The following is a 17,250-nucleotide window of genomic DNA, read 5'->3' on the forward strand; positions in this document are numbered from 1 at the left end:
ATTCGGTTCCGATTCCGTCAAGACATTTTCAAATGTTTCAAAATCTTTCCGAAGAAGGACGTTCGCTCCGGCTCGGGTTTGGCCGGCGGCGTTGGCGGTTCCTCTCGGGCAGCCTGTTGCTTCGGCCGCTGTTCTATCAGCCGCAAGGCATGAGCGGCGCTGATAAACGCAAATACGTACTGTTGCCGTATTCCCAGTATCTGTGCGACTTCGCATACGGTATGGGGACCGTGATGCAACAGTGCGGCGATCCGCATGGTGTGCGGAATCAGCAGGAAACGGGTCAGATTGGGCCAATATTTCAGGGTCACCTCGTCCTGAAGCGAAATGTCCGCGGGGATTTTGCCTTTGGAAGTCCAAATGGCCATCTTCCACAGAAATGCATCCAGCGGGATCAGCCGCTCCGGATCGAGACGGGCCTCGCCGGTATCGATCGGCGTTACTTTCAGGTCCTTGACGGTTCGCGCACGTCCTCCGCCGATATCCATATGCGCGAGATGGGTCATGGGAATGGCGCAGGCGGCGCGTAACTGAGCCTCATCCGCATTGATCCATAGCCGGTGGATCTGCGGAAAGATGATCAACGGCTTCCACGGGGTTTCCACCCGGAGAGCCTTCTGATGCGACAGGGCGAGCGCGCAGGCCGATTCGAAGTTGCCCTGCAGAAAGTCCTTGGGATTGTAGCGGACCGCAGCGGCCTGCTCCGGGTTGTTCGGATCGATGTCGTCGCGGACGCCCATGTAGCTCATGAAACTTTGTTCGTCCAGGAGGGAGGCTACCTTGGATACGGACATATCCGACTTTTCCGTCATGGCGACGGTCCGCAGCGGGATAGTCCTGGGTTCCGTCTCGGGCTTTTCGGCGTTAAGAGGCTTACGGCTTTCGAGAATCTGCCGAACCCGTGCAATCGCCTGCAACATGCTTTCGGTCTGAATGGGTTTTTTTACCAAGACCGATTCAGGCGGAAAGGCGCGGTCGCTCAGAGAAAGGAGGATGAGGACGCGGTCGGGATGGCTCTTCCGTTCGAGATCCAGCAATTCGGTTCCCCGCTGCGCGTCCAGGTCGACCACGCAGGCATCCGCCTTTTCGCCGTCCTCGACGACTTCGGCCTGCTTGCGGCAAGGGCCGCTCAGGAACATCTTGAACAGTCTTGCATTCCGCTCGTCCATGCCTAAAACTGCCAACCGTATTGGCGCGATGGCTAAATCGGTCATGAGGTATGTGCCTTTCTCAAATATAGTTCGCAGTCATCCCACATCTCCGGCATGACGTCCATGATCTGCAGAAGCGTTTCCCGGGTACGCAAGAAATTGTCGAGATCGCCGGTTGCTCGATACAGCATCAGTAACTCTTGGTGCAAATCGGTTCGGCCCGGCTGCCGGGATACGGCCTCTTCCAAAACGGCTCGGGCCTGGTCGAGCTGGCTGTACTCGATATGTTCCCCCGCTTCCAGCAGCGGGTCCCTATCGTGATCCTGGGCTCCGACGGATACCCGAACCAAACTCGTTGAGCCGATAACGCCGGGCGCCAGAACCGATTGCCGAGTCGGGGGCAGCTCGCCCCAGTCGGGCAGGAAGTCGGAACCTAGCCATCGTTCCAGGCGCGCGAAGCAATCTTGCTTCAAGCGGTCCCGCGCACCCGCCAGTAATCGCTTACGTAGTGTGTAGCCTCTGCATCCCAGGGCGATGAAGAGGTCCTGCAATGCAGCGTACAGTCCGTCCTGGTCGTGTCGATGGTAGTGGAAGAAAATCCTTTGGGTGTGCCGGAGCAAGTTGTGGGGAACAGCCGACACGGCATGGGCCAGAAAATCCGCGACTTCATTCTCCATCCCAGCGCAGAGCGGGTTCAGCTGGGACGAATCCTCGATCCGAAAAGCCGGCTCGGCGAAATATTCCAGACCGAAGTCCGGGTCGAGGTCACTGCATTGCGGCGATATCGGTCGCTGATCTTGAGAAAGATAATCGGCCATCGATGCTCTTTACATAAAACGGCTAGGCAATCACGTTGAAGTAAGTGGACGGAGCTTTTCAGGGCTGGCGGACAAAGTCCCTTGGCGAAGGCTAGTCAGCAGACCCAGGCATCACGGCCGGACACGTCATCAAGAATAGTCGTTTTTTTGGGGAAGGCCAGGCAGCTGACGCCTGCCTTTAATGGTGTTCCGACGATCCGGCCGTGAAGCGAGCTTGCCGCGAAAGCCGGGAGTGAGTCAAGGGCCGGTTTCGAGACGGTTATCGTTCTCGAACCGCCAGGTGCGGGTGATGATCAAAACGTCCGCCTGCTGCCGCAGTTCTTCGGGAAAAGGAGCGAAGGGGGCCGCAAGTTGCACGATGTTCAATGCGGCATCGTCCAGCACCTGATGGCCGGACGAATGCCGGACCTTAATGCTGTACACGGTTCCGTCCGGCTTGATGCCGACGCTCAGAAGCAGGCTTCCGGAAAGATTCTGACGGCGAGCCTCGCCCGGATAGTTGAGATTGCCGATGCGTTCGATCTTTTCCTGCCAGGCCTTCTCGTACGCCGCTGCCTTGTATTTATGGGCGTTCACCGAGTTGATGTAAACCAGTTTGGGGCGACGGGCATAATCTTCCCTCGACTTGTTCAATTCGGCGCTCAACTCGGCAATCTGCTGGCTGAGCGCTGCGGCCGTGAGTTTGACGGGCTGCGGCTCGGGTTGTATCTCGTTACCCCGGTCCACGGCGATCTTCTTTTCGGCGTCTTTCTGGCTCAGCACGGGTTTGAGTTTGGCTTCCCGGACAGGCACGGGGCTGGGTGAATTTTCGGTTTGCCGGCCTTGTCCTTCCTGCGGTATCGGCTCGTTCCTGGGAATTGCCTTTTCGGTGTGGGTTCCGCTGCCGAACTGGTTCTCCGGGGCTAGAAAATCGGCTTTTTCGGGTGCCGCCCGGGAAGGGTTTCGCACCAGCGCGATAGTCAAGGATTTCTTGATCTCGGGCTGCTTGGGCATTTGAAAAGCGACGCCGAGAATGAGGATGGCGTGTGCAATGCCTGCAAGCAGCAGGGCCAGAAGGAAGCGGTCGGAAAAAACCCGTTCGGTACTCATGATTAGTAGTCTTCGCTAAACTCGCACGACAGACTCGATATGATTCATCAGTGAGGCACTGATATTCAAGCCGAACAATGTGTCCAGTTCCTGAACGCAGGTCGGACTGGTTACGTTGACTTCGGTCAGAAACTCTCCGATGACGTCCAGTCCGACGAAGACGAGTCCTCTTTCCCGAAGCGTCGGACCGACTTGTTCGGTGATCCAGCGATCTCGCGGGGTCAGTTCCCGGCCCTCGGCTCGGCCGCCGGCGGCCAGATTTCCCCGGACCTCGCCCTGGGCGGGGATGCGCGCCAGCGCGTAGGGTACCGCCTCGCCGTTCACGACCAGGATGCGCTTGTCGCCGTCGACGATTTCCGGCAGATAGCGTTGAGCCATGACGAAACGCGAATTGTGCCGGGTCATGGTTTCCAGGATTACGCTCAGATTGGGGTCCTCTTCCGCGATGCGGAAAATCGAGGCGCCGCCCATGCCGTCCAGCGGTTTCAGAATGATTTCGCCCTGTTCGTGCAGGAATTCGCGGATCTTGTGCCCTTCCCTGGCCACCAGGGTCGGCGGGCAGCACTGCGGGAACCAGGCGGTAAAAAGCTTTTCGTTGGCATCGCGCAGCGAGCGCGGTCTATTGACCACGCATAGCCCCTGGTTTTCAGCGCATTCCAGGAGATAGGTGGCGTAGATGTATTCCTGGTCGAAAGGCGGATCCTTCCGCATCAAAACCACATCCAGCGCGTCCAGCGGTGCTTCCTTCTGATCGATGAAGCTGAACCAGGAGCCTTCGTTGCGCTCCACGCTCAGCCGGCGCATTCGCGCGTGGGTACGTCCGTCGCGCAGATAAAGATCGTTGAGTTCCATGTAGTAGAGCTCGTAACCTCGCGACTGCGCTTCCAACAGCAGGGCGAAGCTGGTGTCTTTGTGGATTTTGATTTTTCCGATGGGATCCATCACGATCCCGAGTTTTAGACTCATATCGTTTTTCCGTAATAACGCAAGCGCGGCTTGACTTTAAAGCCTTGAATCATATATAAAGCCAAGTTTCCGTTCCAGCTAGGCGAGTTAGAGGTCAATCATGTCCAGAGTATGCCAGGTGACGGGCAAGCGCCGTATTGTAGGCAATAACGTCTCGCACGCTAACAACAAAACGAAGCGCCTGTTCAACCCGAATCTGCACCACCACCGTTTTTGGGTCGAAAGCGAAAACCGTTGGGTGAGCCTTCGCGTTTCCAGCCAGGGAATGCGCATCATCGACAAGAAGGGCATAGACGCCGTTTTGGCAGACATCCGCAAGCGCGGCGAAAAAGTTTAAACGAGGTCTGAACCATGCGCGACAAAATCAAATTGGTATCCAGCGCCGGTACCGGCCATTTCTATACCACCACCAAGAACAAGCGGAACATGCCGGAAAAGATGGAGATCAAGAAATTCGATCCCGTCGTCCGCAAGCATGTCCTGTACAAGGAAGCGAAAATCAAATAATCCGTGATTTGTCCGGGTCGCGGACCCGAATGATATCCGTGATCCGGCGCGTCGCTCGCCTTCCCTGTCGGCCAAGGCGTTCGCCCCCTCGTTCCACGTTAAATCCGGATTAGCGTTCTGCTCGGAGCTGTTCGAAAAACGTCCAGTAGGCCGGTAATCCTTTGCCGACGAAGCCCCTCTCCCGATGAGCCGCTGTGAAAAACGTTTCACAGTGCCGCGAACGCCAGCCCCTCAGAGCGATTCGAAAAAACATCCGAGCTCTTCCAGCAATTCCCGTTCCTGCTCCGTTCGTTCCGGATAATCGGAATGACCGGCTTGAAGCACGAACAAGCGTTTCGGTCCCGGCAACGCATTATAGATGGCAAACTGGCCTGGCGGTGCCACGAAGGGATCGGACAAGGCCGCGGCGACATGAACCGGAATCCGAATACGGCGAGCGGCACAGGCCGCATCGTAATACCGCAAGGTTTCCAGCACGTGTCCGTGGCGCCGCTCGTATCGCCGAACCGCCTCGCCGCTGCCCAGGGTCGGGAGCGCGAGACGCAAAGGATGATGACCGAAGGTCGGGACGTTCAGATGGGCGATCCGGACGCGCGGCTCCCAAGGCAGGGCCAGGGCGCCGATGCCGCCGCCGAAGCTGATACCGAGATACCCGATGCGGCCTTCGATCTGGGGAAACACGCTGAGCAAGGCCGACACCGCCAGCCATAAATCCTCGACGCAGCCGCCCAGGACATAGCTCTCGCACCGTTCGATTCCGTGCAGTACATGGCGGGCGGGATTTTGTGGCAGGCGCGGATCGCGGCTCAGGGAAAGTCCGCGGAAGCAGGGAAACAACATGGCCGCTTCGCCCACCGAGAGATGGAAATCCGGCGCATCCCGGCCGCCGTAGCCGTGACCGACCACCAGCCCGCGTCGAATCGGTCCGTGCTTGGGTTTCAGCAGCCAGCCGCCGATGACGAAATCGCCGGTCGATCGATAGCGGACATCGTAGACATCGAATTCCGGATGGTCTTCGGTAGCGCGCGACAGCTCCGGGTCCGGAACAACGCTCAGCGCGCGCCGGTAGCGGGATTCCCAGAACTCGGCGAAATCGTCCGGTTCATCCGGGCAGCCGATTTGAAGCAGCGACTCCAGTGTGTAGCCGTAGGTGGGATCGAACGGAAGTTTGGCGGAGATCATGGTTTTCCGATGGGCATATGCATCGCTCAGCGGGTTCGATCACGGCAGGCCCGCGCGGCGAGTTCGAGCTTGTGCAGCAAGCTGCGCTTGAGGTCCTCGAAGTATTGCGCCGAATCGTCCAACCCTGCGCCGTAGGCGAAACGAATAAGCGGGTCCAGCAGCCAGGCTTCGGTGGGCGACAAAGCGGGTTCCAGAGTGCCCTGCCGATATCTCAGCGCCACCCACTGCAGGCTCGAGGGAATGTGCGATTCGTGCCAATGGAGGCTTTTCATACACTGGGTGCAGATCTCCTCGAAACGGTCCTCCGGTCCGTAGACCTTCACCGCCAAACCGACCTGGAATACATGCCAAAACAGATCGCGAATCGCTGCCTGGCGTTCCGGCCCGATCATGTCCCGAATGGCCAGCACGGTGAGGCGGCCGCTGTCGTCGATGGCATAACGCTGGCCGAGCGCATTGGTGGACAGATTCAGCATGGCCTTGTCGAATTCCAGCCGCGTCGCCGAGCCATCGGCCTTCGGCTCGAACCAGCCGCCCCGTTCCTGCAGAGTTTCGCAGCAGCGCCGGCGTAGGGTTTCACTCCCGCCGCCGATTTGCGTGATGGCTCGCGGCCCCGGCCGATACACGGTTGCGCTGCCGGAACCTTCCCGTATCCCGGACTGCAAGGTCACCCCGCGCAGCAGCCGCCCCACGATCACGCCCATCAAGTCCGGCCAGAGCTCGGGCAATCGGCCGAACAACACCGATTCCTCGAGTTTTTCCACGAACCACAAGCGCAGGCGCTGATAATAAATGCCGTTCGAACTGAGCACGACCAGCGGAAACGGCAAGGCTGCGGGCTCCAACTGCCCTTTCTGGTAAATGCGCTCGAGAAGCTCCACCAAATTCCCCATGACGCCGGTCAGCTGGTCGGGATTCGGGCAAACCAGGACCGCATCCGGAAGGCTGTTGTCTTCGTAGCAGGCCAGAAGATCGGGCTTGAAGATGCCTTCTGTCGGTACATGATGCAGCCCGTCTTCGTCCGCTATCGCAATTTGCCCTCCCTCTCTAAGCGCCTTCCCGCTTGCCGAACCGGCGCGCTCCAGAAAATAAACCCCGCCGTCGATCTGTCGGGCGTGCCGTGTAAGGTGGTAGAAAAAACTCACCCCGAGGGCGCCCGCGGGTAGAATTCCCACGCGGCCGGCTTTCGCTGACGCCATGTTTCAGGCCTCCAGGCTCGAGAGGACTTCGGCCGCTTTCTTGAGATTGGACACCTTGATGATCAGCCGCAACTCCTCCTCGCGAGCATCCTCGCTGCCGTAAGCGTAGTCGATATTGATTCCGGCCTGGTTCAGCGCACTGCCGACGGCTTCCAACTGGCCCGGCCGATCCTTCAGGATCAGAACGATCACATCGGCCTCCAGCGCGACGTGCCCCTCGCTCGCCAGTTGAGCCTTGCAGGCCGCGGGATCGCTGGTGATCAGCCGGATCATGCCCTGCTCGACATTGTCCACCACGCAAATATCCTTGATGTTGACCCCGCATCCCGCCATCAGCCGCCCGATGGCGGCGAGACGACCGGGCTTGTTTTCGATGGCTATGGAGAGTTGGCGCTGAATCGTGAAATCCATGGCTTGTTCCGATCGAGGGCGTTAAACGAAGCATATCAGCTTTAAATGTGAGGAAGGCATACAGCTACGCTTCCCGGACCTAGAAGAAAATTTGGTTTCGCCAGTTGTCTCGCCTCCTGCGAAGCCCCTTACCGGATATTCCCGCAAACGCTCCGTGGCCCAGCGGCGGGACTGTGTGCCGCGCACCGAGCGCACCCGGTAGCCCACGGCGAGAATGGCATCGAGCTTGTATCGACGTTGCGGCTGGCTTTGCGGTTGCCTTTCTGGCGAGCTGTTTGGAATTTCCGGACGGTTGCTTCCGGGTCAAGCTGCTGTTCCTCGTAGATGTTCTGCGGGTGTTCATTGAACATGCGATCATCCTTCTGAAACAAGTCGGCCATCAGAGCTCGACTTAACCATAACGTGTCGTCGGCGAAGCGGCATTCGACGCGGGTACGGCCGTCTTCGGTTTCGTAGAGGAGGAATTCGCCGGACGGTTTGTTATCGTTCATGCGGCTTGCTCCGAAACATCGTCGTCCCAAATAAGCCCTAGCTCCGTTTCCCATGCCGCCAGTCTCGCTTGCTCGAGGAGGGCAGCCAGCACGGTACTGTGCACTTCGTAATGCGGCTCGGTTGGGGACAGAACAGCTTGTTCTGTTTGGATATGGGCTAAGAGTTCGGCCTGCGTGTAATGTGGTTGATTGTGGTGTTTCCGTAGTTGCCCGCGTCGGTGAAAGTCGCCCCGCCGTTTAATATATTCAGCCTTGAACTCGCGCGTCCAGCGTTTAGCCAAGTTGAGTAGCTGATCGAGCTTAGCAACCCTTGTCGTATCGTCCGGGTTTGTTGCCGATGTGCCAATCGAGAGCGTTTGCAGATCGTAGTCCAATCGAATACAGCCGCCGGCATTCCGCCAATAGGGGTGGAACCAATCGGCAAAACTGCCATTGCTGTGAACCGGTTTCGAGCCTTTATTGTCCGTGGAATTGCACGTGGCGCAGATGGGCAGCAGGTTATCCGCGCAGACGCTGAGCAGAGGATAGGTGCTCTTGGCAATCCAATGGTCAACTTCGATATCTTCGAGCGGGCCACCGCATAAAACGCAAACCTCTCGGGCACCCGGATTCGGGTTCAGCCGGTGTGTATTCCGAAACGTTTGGACGAACTGAGCGTATGTCACGCCTCCGACCGTCACCGGAGTACCATCAGCCGCGTAAGGCAGCCCGCCGCGCAAGCCTTTTTCGTAGAAAGCCTCCATCAATTCCTTGAATGCCAGCCAAGCCTCCTTAGAAATGGGTGGGGTGGCTATAGGCCAAGCTGGGGGGGAGGACTGAAACTGGCTCGCCAATTCGCTAACAACATTAACCCGCTGTTGTAAAAGTCCCTTGTCGGCTATCGGCAGCGAAGCCAAGGTTTGTGCACGTGCCAGCAGTGACTTCTTCGCGTCTACCTTCTGTAAAAACGCCCAAAGCCAGTCCGCCTCGATTTGCGTCGGCACTCGTGGCGGAACCAGATTAGCCTGGCTGATATCTGCCGCGGCGACAGCCGGATCACAAAGCCAAGCTGCCAGATGCTCTTGCAGACGACGACAAGCACGCAGGGCGGGTGAGCAAGGCACATGGTGGATAGGCTTAAGCATTGCCGACGCCTTTCCATCGGTTCAACAGCGTGCGCAGTTCGCTGCGATAAAAGCCGGAGCCCATGCGGGCAATCAGTTTTTCCAGTTGCTGAATATCCTCCGCTGTTCCGGTGGCCTGCCGCAATTTTCGCTCGATGAATTCCTGTGCCCTTTTGCCGATGCTGTCGTCGGCTTCGAACACCGTCATCATCAAGGCGCTGGGATCGGTGGCGAAGGTTTGTTCGGTTACGGAACGAGTCTCCGAGCCATCGGCGGTTTTCCGCACCATCACGATTTCATCATTGAACACGTCGCTCAACACGATGGCCGAATGCGTGGAAATCAGCACATCGTTGGCCGTTTGGCCGATGGCATCGTCGATGATGTCGACGATCTCGCGCTTCCACTTGTCGTTGAAATGGGTTTCCGGTTCGTCCAGCAGCAGCAAGGCGTCCTGCTGGCCTGCCAGCAGATGAAACAGCGCCATGCGCCCCAGTACCATTTGCTCGCCGTCGGACAGCTCCTCGAAGCGCAGCACGCCGACGTCCTGATTCCTGACGTCGCTATCCGTTATCTCATCGAGCTTGGGTTGCCGCCTTAGACGCAGCTCGACATCGTCGAATAGACCGGCTTGATGCAGTTCGACTAGCTTCATGAACAGCTCGAAGGTCGTAGTGTCCGCGCCGCCCAGTAGCGCCCACAGGGCTTCGCCCTGGGTAGTGCTGATGCTAAGGCCGTCGTTAGGCCGGAGTGTCTTCACATCCTGGCCGTTGAACTGCCCTCTGAGGTCGAAGAACAGGGTTCGGCGCGACTCGGTAGGGTGCGGTTCGGCGATCACTTCCCCGGCGCACAGCAGCCAATCGTGGGCGGTTTCGCAAAGTGCGCGCGGCCAAGCCTTGGGTTGCAGACGGCTGCGAAAGGCGACCGAGACGAGGTGGTGCCAACCGCCGCGTTCCAGCAATTCTTGCAGCGGCGACAAGTTGTTGTCCCGTTTGCGCAGCTTTGCCATGACGGCATCGTATTCTGGGTCGCGGAGATGGTCTGTCGTGTCGATTAAGGACTGCGGCAATGCGACGGCCAGCAAGGCGCATTTGAGCAGCGCGGGCGTCAGCAGAATTGGACGGCGGAAAAGGTTTTGCCCGGCTGGAACGGATTCGATCGCCGAACCCTCGCCGACAGAGTCTGCGGCTGTCTGGAGCGCAAACTCGTGGGCAACGCTCCAGTCCGCCGGGCGTTCTAGGCTCGGATCGTAATCTTCAGCTTGCGACACTAGGTCCACGCTATCGCTATCCTGGCTGCGGCTCCACAGGTTGTGCCACGGCTGCATGGCGCCGGTGGTGTACGCCAGTACAGCGTTCGGCAGCGCCATCTGCGGCGGGGTCGCGGCGCGGGAGGGCCAATCGCCGGGAGCGATCACCGGTGTAAAGCCACGCAGAGGCGGTTCGGCGTTTTCGCGCAAGCGGAGCAGAGCCGACTCGAACAGATCAGCGTCCGCGTTATCCGGCCAGGCGAACCGTTCTGCCGCCCATAAGCTGGCACTGTTGCGGCTGCCGGGGCAATCGAGCACCAATGTGCGATGGTTGGTCGTGCCGCGAACACCGAGTTCATAAATCAGGCTTACCGGAAACTGCGGCACGCGCTGATCGGCCAGAGCTAGAAACACTTCGGCTATGGCGCGCAGCAGGTTGGACTTGCCGCTGCCGTTCACACCCACCACGAAGTGGATGGCGCACTCCCGTTTCAAAGGCGAGCCGCTGGCGAAGCGCACCGCGATGTCCTTGATGGGCGGATAGTCCTTCAAGCGGAGATAGCGCAGCCTCATGCCCCAGTCTCGGTCTGGCCGGTGTTCAACTCGCGGCGTAGCCAGTCCGCATCGCTCTGCCGGGTATTTTCGTCTTCACGCAAGGGGCGGAAGGCGGTCAGGTATTCCGTTTGCTGGGTTGCTGCGTTGAACTTGGGCAGACTTACCTTGGCGATCAGCCCCAGCGCCGCCAACTGCTCCAGAGTGCGGCGGACGCGGTTGGGCGAGGCCTCGAAACGCTCGATACGCCGGGCGGTGTCGGGATTGGTGCAAAAATCATCGAATACTTCCGGGTCATCGACAAACACCAAGCGTTGCCAGTCTTGGTGCAACATGTTCCACACCTCGAACTGGAATTCGCTCAGTTCGTCGATCAGCCAGCGGCGGGCGGCGCGAATATGTTCCGAGGAGTGCTTGATGGAAATGTCAGGCGAAGGAAACAATGCAACGTAGCTTGAATGTATCCTCGTGCCCCGAGCATGGAGGATGTCGTCTCTTTCTCTGGCGGCTTGTGTGATTGCTGAATAGTGATCCTCTCGCCATTGGGCGGTGAGCTCTCCTATGAATGCGGCGACTCTTAATTCTTTGACCAAGTCCTCGTGACAGCGGACCTGTGTAGTTGATGCGGTGTTCAGCAAACGGATTTCCCGCACGAACTCGGCAAACTCGCGCTGCAATGCCTCGGGTGGTTTAGGCATTCGCAGAGTTCGTAAGGCATCGAGATTGATATTCATCTGCGCAGATTTCGGTGCGCGATGTTCAAAGAACTCTTGGTAAAAACGCAAGCAATACAACACGTATTCGCTGTATACCCCTTCCGTCGGTGTAAAGCCTACAACGCTGTCCGGAAAACACGCGTCGAACTCTAAGATTGCCGCCTTGGCGATGTTGGCAGCGATAGTGATGTACAAAGTTCCTTTCGGCCAAAGCTTGCTTTGTGCGAGGCCCGCCTCTGAGTAGGTCGCTTTGTATGTGGTGATCCAGTCTCCTGCATTGGAGACATCGCCGGTCTGGATAAACGGATAGGGACCACCGAATAAATGGCTGGCGTCACGCGGCCGATGTTTGGATACTCCCCGGTCCAAGGTGCCAAATTCCTGAAAGGGCAAAGACGCGAAGTTTTTCGGGTTCTCTGCGGGATGCCCGAACATTTCGACGAACCGTTGTTTTGCTAGCTTGTCGATTATGGCTTGTGCCTTCTTGCGGAGGTTGCCAATTGCTTCAGTGCGGCGCAGCACATCGACGATCCGCTGTTGCTCGGGAAGTGTTGGCAGCGGAAGCTTGAAAGCAGCTAAAGCCGTTCCTTCAATTCCCGCCTGGCTAACCCAGCGTTTAGCCTTTGTCCTTGAATAACCCTTTGCCCAAAGCAAATGCAGATAGCTGGCCAAATAATCCGGCAGGATCAGCTCATCATTAACGCGTAAACGCGTTATGTGGTTAGAAAATACATATTCGCCTTGCTGGTCAAATAAAGCTGTTTTACCTACCCACTCCTCACTGTTGGTGTTATTGAATAGCACGTCTCCAACCGCGAGCCGGTATTTCTCGAGATCTTTACCGTTGGAGGACACGTGTTTGATGCCTTCTAGAGCTATCTTGCCGTCTGGACTGATATTGTGGGTACGAATCTGGGGCGTTGTTCCTTCGTCCTCTTCGCCGGGTCTTTGGGCAAATCCCGGTTGAAGGTCAACTACGACCTGCCCAACGGTCGTCTCGACCCAACTCTCAGGCAGCCTCATTCCCGCCCCTCCACCATCGCCAGCAACTTATCCAGCCCGCCGATGATTCGCCGTTCGGTTTCACGCAACTCGGCGATCAGCTCGACAACGCTCTTGTCGCTCTTCCACTGGGTGAAATCGAACGGTTTGTATTGCCCGGCTGAGAGATTCCAGTCGCGGGCCTCGACGCAGTCGGGGTCGAGCAGACCGTCCTTCAGCGTGCCTTTTTCGTCGTAAAGGCCTTTGTCCAGCATGGCCTCGACATATTGCGGACGGGCCAAGCCGTTGGCGTCGTGCGAGCCTTGCAGGCTGCCGTCTTCCGACCGCCATTCGTCATTTCGCGCCCATGCGCGTACCGGCACTACCCAGTGCCTGGCGGTATCCAGCGGCGTTTGCTGGTCGATGGACAGGCTGCGCAGGACGACGTCGAAGCCGTCGAGCTTGGCGACTTCGCGGGCGATGTCCTCCATTTTTCTGTTGAGGTCGGCAAATGGTGCGTAGAGACCGAACGGCACCGAGTGCGGTTGTGTCACTGCACTTTCGTGAACAGAAAGCCCGTCGTTCAGAGCCTCCTTGACCCATTCTTTCCACAGCGGCAACGCCGGCGAGTCTTCCGGCTCGAAGAAGCGCTGGACTTCACGGGCGGCGCGGTTGAATTCCTGTGGCGGTGCTTTGACGGCTTTCTGCCATTCTCCTCGAAGCTGTTCTGCGGTCAGGTCTTGGTTCGCCTGCCATTTGTCCAAGACCGACTTGGCAGGCTCGGCGAAATACCCGATGACCAAATCGCGCAATGCTGGGGTAACGTTCTGGCGCACCTTGTTCTCGGCCTCTTTCGGATCGCGTGGCAGTCCTGGGGATAACGGATATTCAGCTGCTTCAGGATCTGTTGTCGGTTCCTCCGGGAATAAGTCGTGTATGCCCCAGATCTGGCCGTCCCACGCGCCGGTATCGGGCAGGTTCGCGAAAGCTTCGCCCGCCGGGGTGAGTTTGTCGGTACTATCGCGCAGCAGAGCCTGCCGCCAGCGCTCGGTGTGGAAGCTCGGTTGAAAATAAGTTTTCTCCAGCTTCTTCGAGCCCTCGCGGCCATGTAGTTGCCAGGCTTTGAACTTGACCAGCGCGTCCCACAGGTCGTTACGCTGGCCGGGGCGGGGGTTGCGCTTGGGTAAGCGTTCGGCGGTACCCGGACTTGTGGTCGCAGTGGCGAACGGTTAAGTGGTCGCTTGTTACGCCCCGGGCAGCTTGCAGTTGTGAGGAAGCAGGCTGTCGATGTCCTTCTGCTTGGTGGAAGGCAGGCGGTTGAGGACATCCTTCAGATAGGCCTCCGGATTGATGCCCAGCTCCTTGCAGGTCTGGATCAGGCTGAAGACGGTGGCGGCGACCTGGCCGCCCTTGGGCGAGCCGAGGAACAGCCAGTTCTTGCGGTCGATGGTCAGCGGGCGGATGGCCCGTTCGCTCCGGTTGTTGTCGATCTCCAGGCGACCGTCTTCGGTATAGCGCTCCAGCGCCGGCCAGTTCTTGAGGGCATAGCCGATGGCCTGGGCAGTGGGGGTCTTGGGCGCCAGCTGGCGCAGCCGGTCTTCGAGCCAGGCCTTGAACTCGGCCAGGATCGGCCGCGCCTGTTCCTGCCGTAGCTTTCGGGTGCCTTCGGCGTCGAGTTGCTGTTCTTTGGCCTCCCGTTCGATGGCGTAGAGCCGGCCGATGTACTCCAAGGCCTCATGGGCGCTGATGCGCTTGCCGTTCTCGGTCTGTCGGGCAATCTCGAAGAACTTGCGGCGCGCATGCGCCCAGCACGCCACTTCCAGGACCTTGCCCGCGGCGAAGATCTGGTCGTAACCGGCATAGGCGTCCGCCTGCAGGTAGCCGCTGTAGCCTTCCAGTTTGGCCTTGGGATGCTTGCCCGCCCGGGTTTCGGTGTGGTCATAGACGACGATGGGCGGCGAGTGGCCGGCGTATACCCAAAACCGGGTTTCCCGCGTCTTGCCGCGGTCCTGCACCGCCACAGTGGTGTCGTCCGAGAAGATCACCGGCTGTTGCTTGAGCAACGCCAGCATCCGCTCGACCAAGGGCTGCAGCTGCCAGCCGCTCTGGATGACCCAGTCGCACAACGTGGTGCGGGCAATGGGGACACCCTGGTGGGCAAAGATTTGCTCGATGCGGTACAGCGGCAGGTGATAGCCGTATTTGGCCATCAGCAGATGTGCCAGAAGACCCGGCAGAGGGATGCCCTGCTCGATGATTTGCGGCGGGGCCGGTACCGTGGTCAACTGCCCTTGGCACTTCGCGCAGGCGCACTTTTCCCGCCGCGTTTCCACGACCTTCAGTTGCGCCGGGACGTAATCCAAGCGTTCGGAGCTTTCGTAGCCGATCACCGGCCGTTCCTCACCGCAGGCAGGACACTGCCGGTCTTGTGCCGACAACGGCAATACCACGATCTCTCGCGGCAGATGCGCCGGCAGTGCGGTGCGCTTCGGTTGATTCTTGGCGGGCGATTGCACCACCACCGTCTTGAACGCCACCGGACTGGCGACGGGGGCGTCCTCGGGCACCTCATCCCACAGCGGCAGTTGGTCGATGTCGGGGAGGGTCGCCAGTCGCTCGGAACGGGCGCCGAACAGCAGCTTCTTCAGCTGCGCCAGGTCGAATTCCAGCCGTTCGATGCGCGCCTCGCGCTGGGCCAGGGTGGCCTTTAGAGTACGATTTTCTTCGGCGAGAGCGGCGGCATTCATGGCTGCCATTATACCCGGTGGACCACCCGAAAGCCCAGCTCTGATGCGGGTTTCAGGCACTTTCGACTCAGCCGACCCGACCCGCGCGAACCGCGCGGAAACGGGCCACCGTCAGGTCCACGCCTTCCAGCAACAGCAGCAGGTCCGAGCGCGAAATCGTCCCCTGAACCGGCTTGCGGAAGCGGCCTTTCTCCAGCCGCTTGTAGGCCAGCCAGAAACCGTGACGATCCCACCACAACAGCTTCACCTTGTCCCGGCCCCGGTTGAAAAACACGAACACCGCACCCGATAACGGCGAATACCCCAGACTGCTCTCCACCGCCAGCGCCAAACCATCGATGGACTTGCGCAAATCGACCGGCTCGGCCACCACATACACCGCCGCCGCACTCAGAATCGTCGCCAGCATCACGAGACCAATGCGGCCACCACCTGCTTCAACAACCCGGCATCGAACCCCGGTTTCACCTCGATGCGAACCCCGCCCACCGACAACCACAGACCACCGACTGCTGTCTCACCGCCATCTACCCGCATCAACGTCAGTGGCGCCACCACCGCTGGCTGCGCTACGCGTCGACGCCAGTAGATGAACGCCGCATAGCTGACCGCCTCGCGCGCACACCAAGCGCGCACCGACAACCCACTCCCTGCCTGTTGCTCCAGCAGGACTCGCCAATGCATCTCTCGTTCTTGTTTCGTCATCGCCATCTCCTCCTCTTCGGGAATATGGCGATACTGTGACTCAGGCGCTAATCGGTGGGAATTATGCGGACAGCCGGACGCTTACGTTGCTAGCCGCTTTGGATGACCCAGTCGCACAAGGTGGTGCGGGCGATGGGGACGCCCTGGTGGGCGAAGATTTGTTCGATGCGGTACAGCGGTAGGTGATAGCCGTATTTGGCCATCAGCAGATACGCCAGTAGGCCGGGTAGCGGGATGCCCTGTTCGATGATCTGCGGGGGTGCCGGCACCGTGGTCAGCTGCCCTTGGCACTTGGAACAGGCGCACTTTTCCCGGCGGGTCTCGACGACCTTCAACTGCGCCGGGACGTAGTCCAGCCGTTCGGAACTCTCGTAGCCGATCACCGGCCGTTCCTCGCCGCAGGCGGGACACTGCCGGTCTTGCTCCGACAGCGGCAAGACCACGATCTCTCGCGGCAGATGCTCCGGCAACGCGGTGCGCTTCGGTGGATTCTTGGCAGGCGATTTCACCACCGTCTTGAAGTCCACCGGACTGGCGGCGAGGGCGTCCTCGGGCACTCCCGCCCACAGCGGCAGTTGTTCGATGTCCGGGAGATTTTGCAGCCGTTCGGAACGTAAGCGTCCGGCTGTCCGCATAATTCCCACCGATTAGCGCCTGAGTCACAGTATCGCCATATTCCCGAAGAGGAGGAGATGGCGATGACGAAACAAGAACGAGAGATGCATTGGCGAGTCCTGCTGGAGCAACAGGCAGGGAGTGGGTTGTCGGTGCGCGCTTGGTGTGCGCGCGAGGCGGTCAGCTATGCGGCGTTCATCTACTGGCGTCGACGCGTAGCGCAGCCAGCGGTGGTGGCGCCACTGACGTTGATGCGGGTAGATGGCGGTGAGACAGCAGTCGGTGGTCTGTGGTTGTCGGTGGGCGGGGTTCGCATCGAGGTGAAACCGGGGTTCGATGCCGGGTTGTTGAAGCAGGTGGTGGCCGCATTGGTCTCGTGATGCTGGCGACGATTCTGAGTGCGGCGGCGGTGTATGTGGTGGCCGAGCCGGTCGATTTGCGCAAGTCCATCGATGGTTTGGCGCTGGCGGTGGAGAGCAGTCTGGGGCATTCGCCGTTATCGGGTGCGGTGTTCGTGTTTTTCAACCGGGGCCGGGACAAGGTGAAGCTGTTGTGGTGGGATCGTCACGGTTTCTGGCTGGCCTACAAGCGGCTGGAGAAAGGCCGCTTCCGCAAGCCGGTTCAGGGGACGATTTCGCGCTCGGACCTGCTGCTGTTGCTGGAAGGCGTGGACCTGACGGTGGCCCGTTTCCGCGCGGTTCGCGCGGGTCGGGTCGGCTGAGTCGAAAGTGCCTGAAACCCGCATCAGAGCTGGGCTTTCGGGTGGTC

21 protein-coding genes are annotated in these 17,250 nt (G+C 59.3%); 4 read left to right on the plus strand and 17 right to left on the minus strand.

Annotated elements, in window-relative coordinates; genetic code table 11:
- Window positions 1-17: 17 nt before the first annotated feature.
- From sS8_RS17760 to gshB, 4 genes are all read right to left on the minus strand, one after another.
- Entirely contained in the window at window positions 18-1,214 is a 1,197-nt protein-coding gene (locus sS8_RS17760) for a hypothetical protein (RefSeq protein WP_145986587.1), read from the minus strand.
- The gene (locus tag sS8_RS17765) at window positions 1,211-1,969 is read right to left on the minus strand and encodes a type IV pilus assembly protein FimV (RefSeq protein ID WP_119630930.1); all 759 of its coding nucleotides are present in this window, start codon (window positions 1,967-1,969) and stop codon (window positions 1,211-1,213) included. The genes sS8_RS17760 and sS8_RS17765 overlap by 4 nt, the downstream gene beginning before the upstream one ends.
- A 237-nt stretch (window positions 1,970-2,206) precedes the next feature.
- The gene (locus sS8_RS17770) at window positions 2,207-3,058 is read right to left on the minus strand and encodes an energy transducer TonB (protein WP_119630931.1); all 852 of its coding nucleotides are present in this window, start codon (window positions 3,056-3,058) and stop codon (window positions 2,207-2,209) included.
- A 15-nt stretch (window positions 3,059-3,073) separates the two neighbouring features.
- Window positions 3,074-4,024 carry a glutathione synthase gene (gene gshB, locus sS8_RS17775; RefSeq protein WP_119630932.1) on the minus strand — a complete coding sequence of 317 codons (951 nt, stop codon included), beginning with the start codon at window positions 4,022-4,024 and terminating at the stop codon, window positions 3,074-3,076.
- A gap of 100 nt (window positions 4,025-4,124) precedes the next feature.
- On the opposite strand from gshB, the gene rpmB reads away from it, so the two are divergent.
- Together rpmB and rpmG are read left to right on the plus strand one after the other, a co-directional pair.
- Entirely contained in the window at window positions 4,125-4,361 is a 237-nt protein-coding gene (rpmB, locus tag sS8_RS17780) for a 50S ribosomal protein L28 (RefSeq protein ID WP_119630933.1), read from the plus strand.
- Between the two features lie 14 nt (window positions 4,362-4,375).
- A complete protein-coding gene (rpmG, locus tag sS8_RS17785; RefSeq protein ID WP_077728264.1) occupies window positions 4,376-4,531 on the plus strand; it encodes a 50S ribosomal protein L33 in 156 nt (51 codons plus the stop codon).
- Between the two features lie 231 nt (window positions 4,532-4,762).
- Here rpmG and sS8_RS17790 read toward each other — a convergent pair whose 3' ends face one another.
- The 13 genes from sS8_RS17790 to sS8_RS17850 all read right to left on the minus strand — a co-directional run bounded on the left by sS8_RS17790 (window position 4,763) and on the right by sS8_RS17850 (window position 16,502).
- On the minus strand, window positions 4,763-5,713 hold the full coding sequence (locus tag sS8_RS17790) for an acetylxylan esterase (RefSeq protein WP_119630934.1): 951 nt from the start codon (window positions 5,711-5,713) through the stop codon (window positions 4,763-4,765).
- A gap of 26 nt (window positions 5,714-5,739) precedes the next feature.
- Complete coding sequence (locus sS8_RS17795; RefSeq protein WP_119630935.1) at window positions 5,740-6,912, minus strand: hypothetical protein; 1,173 nt, start codon at window positions 6,910-6,912, stop codon at window positions 5,740-5,742.
- A 3-nt stretch (window positions 6,913-6,915) separates the two neighbouring features.
- Window positions 6,916-7,323 (minus strand): ACT domain-containing protein, encoded by a 408-nt coding sequence (locus tag sS8_RS17800; RefSeq protein ID WP_119630936.1) that lies wholly within the window; start codon window positions 7,321-7,323, stop codon window positions 6,916-6,918.
- A 21-nt stretch (window positions 7,324-7,344) separates the two neighbouring features.
- Window positions 7,345-7,530, minus strand: a complete 186-nt coding sequence (gene rhuM / locus sS8_RS30020; protein ID WP_408631150.1) for a RhuM family protein — start codon at window positions 7,528-7,530, stop codon at window positions 7,345-7,347.
- Complete coding sequence (locus sS8_RS29300; protein ID WP_232020348.1) at window positions 7,452-7,814, minus strand: hypothetical protein; 363 nt, start codon at window positions 7,812-7,814, stop codon at window positions 7,452-7,454. Before sS8_RS29300 ends, rhuM begins: the two co-directional genes overlap by 79 nt.
- The gene (locus sS8_RS17810) at window positions 7,811-8,938 is read right to left on the minus strand and encodes a hypothetical protein (protein WP_119630938.1); all 1,128 of its coding nucleotides are present in this window, start codon (window positions 8,936-8,938) and stop codon (window positions 7,811-7,813) included. The genes sS8_RS29300 and sS8_RS17810 overlap by 4 nt, the downstream gene beginning before the upstream one ends.
- The gene (locus sS8_RS17815; RefSeq protein WP_119630939.1) at window positions 8,931-10,739 is read right to left on the minus strand and encodes an AAA family ATPase; all 1,809 of its coding nucleotides are present in this window, start codon (window positions 10,737-10,739) and stop codon (window positions 8,931-8,933) included. The genes sS8_RS17810 and sS8_RS17815 overlap by 8 nt, the downstream gene beginning before the upstream one ends.
- Window positions 10,736-12,457, minus strand: coding sequence for a restriction endonuclease subunit S (locus sS8_RS17820; protein WP_119630940.1), 1,722 nt, complete (start codon window positions 12,455-12,457; stop codon window positions 10,736-10,738). Before sS8_RS17820 ends, sS8_RS17815 begins: the two co-directional genes overlap by 4 nt.
- Window positions 12,454-13,251 (minus strand): hypothetical protein, encoded by a 798-nt coding sequence (locus sS8_RS17825; RefSeq protein ID WP_145986588.1) that lies wholly within the window; start codon window positions 13,249-13,251, stop codon window positions 12,454-12,456. Before sS8_RS17825 ends, sS8_RS17820 begins: the two co-directional genes overlap by 4 nt.
- A 408-nt stretch (window positions 13,252-13,659) precedes the next feature.
- Entirely contained in the window at window positions 13,660-15,171 is a 1,512-nt protein-coding gene (gene tnpC / locus sS8_RS17835) for an IS66 family transposase (RefSeq protein ID WP_119630943.1), read from the minus strand.
- Between the two features lie 58 nt (window positions 15,172-15,229).
- Entirely contained in the window at window positions 15,230-15,571 is a 342-nt protein-coding gene (gene tnpB, locus sS8_RS17840; RefSeq protein WP_119628541.1) for an IS66 family insertion sequence element accessory protein TnpB, read from the minus strand.
- Window positions 15,571-15,873 (minus strand): IS66 family insertion sequence element accessory protein TnpA, encoded by a 303-nt coding sequence (gene tnpA, locus sS8_RS17845; protein WP_119627851.1) that lies wholly within the window; start codon window positions 15,871-15,873, stop codon window positions 15,571-15,573. The genes tnpB (sS8_RS17840) and tnpA (sS8_RS17845) overlap by 1 nt, the downstream gene beginning before the upstream one ends.
- Before the next feature lie 83 nt (window positions 15,874-15,956).
- The gene (locus sS8_RS17850) at window positions 15,957-16,502 is read right to left on the minus strand and encodes an IS66 family transposase zinc-finger binding domain-containing protein (protein WP_119630944.1); all 546 of its coding nucleotides are present in this window, start codon (window positions 16,500-16,502) and stop codon (window positions 15,957-15,959) included.
- 57 nt (window positions 16,503-16,559) lie between these two features.
- On the opposite strand from sS8_RS17850, the gene tnpA (sS8_RS17855) reads away from it, so the two are divergent.
- Window positions 16,560-16,862: an IS66 family insertion sequence element accessory protein TnpA gene (gene tnpA / locus sS8_RS17855; RefSeq protein ID WP_119627851.1), complete on the plus strand. Its 303-nt coding sequence runs from the start codon at window positions 16,560-16,562 to the stop codon at window positions 16,860-16,862.
- The gene (tnpB, locus tag sS8_RS17860) at window positions 16,862-17,203 is read left to right on the plus strand and encodes an IS66 family insertion sequence element accessory protein TnpB (RefSeq protein ID WP_119627852.1); all 342 of its coding nucleotides are present in this window, start codon (window positions 16,862-16,864) and stop codon (window positions 17,201-17,203) included. Before tnpA (sS8_RS17855) ends, tnpB (sS8_RS17860) begins: the two co-directional genes overlap by 1 nt.
- The last annotated feature ends 47 nt before the right edge of the window (window positions 17,204-17,250 follow it).

This window comes from Methylocaldum marinum (genome assembly GCF_003584645.1).
In the GTDB taxonomy this organism is placed as follows: domain Bacteria; phylum Pseudomonadota; class Gammaproteobacteria; order Methylococcales; family Methylococcaceae; genus Methylocaldum; species Methylocaldum marinum.